Source organism: Mesorhizobium sp. M7A.F.Ca.US.005.03.2.1 (genome assembly GCF_003997795.1).
Classification (GTDB): domain Bacteria; phylum Pseudomonadota; class Alphaproteobacteria; order Rhizobiales; family Rhizobiaceae; genus Mesorhizobium; species Mesorhizobium ciceri.
Genome location: NZ_RZRP01001191.1, coordinates 1 through 1,437, shown reverse-complemented (window position 1 = coordinate 1,437; position 1,437 = coordinate 1). Strand labels below are relative to the sequence as shown.

Genomic DNA, 1,437 nt, shown 5'->3' with positions numbered 1-1,437 from the left:
GTAGTCGGGGACGAGGCTGCTTGGCATCGTGATAGGCGCTTATCCTGATTGTCCTTAGCCGTTTGCAAGGGCCGCCAGCGATCGCGCGATGTTTTCCCGGGCCTGCGGTTCGAAGCGCTGGCGAAACTCTTGCGTGTGGAAGATATGCGGGCGGGCGAGGAAACTCTTCAAGACCGCACTGCGTCCGGCTCGCCACATCGGCTCCTCCACCCAGTGGTACTCGCGCCGCACGGCGCGCTCATAGGCGTCGAAGGCGTCCGGTGCGGCACCCAGGATCGACAGGTCCATATCCAGGAAAAGACTTGCGTCCCGTGTGGCCGTCGCGTCGTCGAACGGCGGCACCTGGTGCGTGGCGGTGGCGACGATCATTGCCGAGATGCGGTTGATACGTGAAGGATCTGCGCGGCCCGCCAGCTTTTTTTCGGCAAGGGCGGCACTTTGCGCCTCATTGTCCTTGGCCTTGCTGTCATAGACGGCATCGTGGAACCAGATCGCCGCTTCGATCGCCTCGGGATCGGCCAGCAACCTTCGATAGTCGCCAGCCAGCGCCAGCATCGCCTCGATATGGGCAAGGTTGTGGTAGTGGCGGCCCTGTGCCCGGTAGAGCCCTGAGAGCTCGCTTTTCAGCGCGTCGTCGATCAAGGGTTCGTTTTCCATGGCTGCTTGAATTCCCGCGAACCAAATCCATTTGACAAAGCACTAAGGAAAATTGAGTTCAATCGTGCTATGATCTGGCTTATATGTGCGGCCAGGCAACAGGCAAGCACAACAGGCAGGCCAGGCAGGACGCAGGACGAGACGGCGATGAACAGCATCAGCATTTCCCGACACAGCGCATTGAAGCCGGTCGATCCGATCTGGCGTTCGATCCGGGACGAGGCCATGGAGGCTGTCAACCGCGACCCGCTGCTCGCTGCATTTCTCTATTCGACCATCCTCAACCAGGACAGCCTGGAAGAAGCAGTCATTCATCGGCTGGCCGAGCGGCTGGCGCACCAGGACATCGGCTCCGATCTCATCCGCCAGACCTTCAAGTCCATGCTGGCCGACGACAAGGAGTGGCCGACGACGGTACGTGTCGACATCCAGGCCTATTACGATCGCGATCCTGCCTGCGACCGCTTCATCATGCCGGTGCTCTATTTCAAGGGGTTCCACGCCATCCAGACCCATCGGCTGGCGCATTGGCTGTGGAACCAGGGGCGCAAGGATTTCGCGCTCTATCTGCAGAGCCGCTCGTCCTCGGTCTTCCAGACCGACATCAACCCGGCCGCCCGCATCGGCAAGGGCATCTTCATCGACCACGCAACCGGCCTCGTGGTCGGCGAGACCGCGGTCATCGAGGATGACGTGTCGATCCTGCATGGCGTGACGCTGGGCGGCACCGGCAAGGCCGGCGGCGACCGCCACCCCAAGATCCGCTACGGCGTGCTGATC

General features: G+C 61.7%; 2 protein-coding genes. One reads left to right on the top strand and one right to left on the bottom strand.

Annotation, left to right across the window (positions count from 1 at the left end):
* Positions 1–54 precede the first annotated feature (54 nt).
* Positions 55–657, bottom strand: a complete 603-nt coding sequence (locus EN991_RS36115) for a hypothetical protein (RefSeq protein WP_013531332.1) — start codon at positions 655–657, stop codon at positions 55–57.
* A 147-nt stretch (positions 658–804) separates the two neighbouring features.
* Between EN991_RS36115 and EN991_RS36110 the strand changes: the two genes are divergently transcribed.
* A partial coding sequence (locus tag EN991_RS36110; RefSeq protein WP_127370513.1) for a serine O-acetyltransferase occupies positions 805–1,437 on the top strand: 633 nt, incomplete at its 3' end.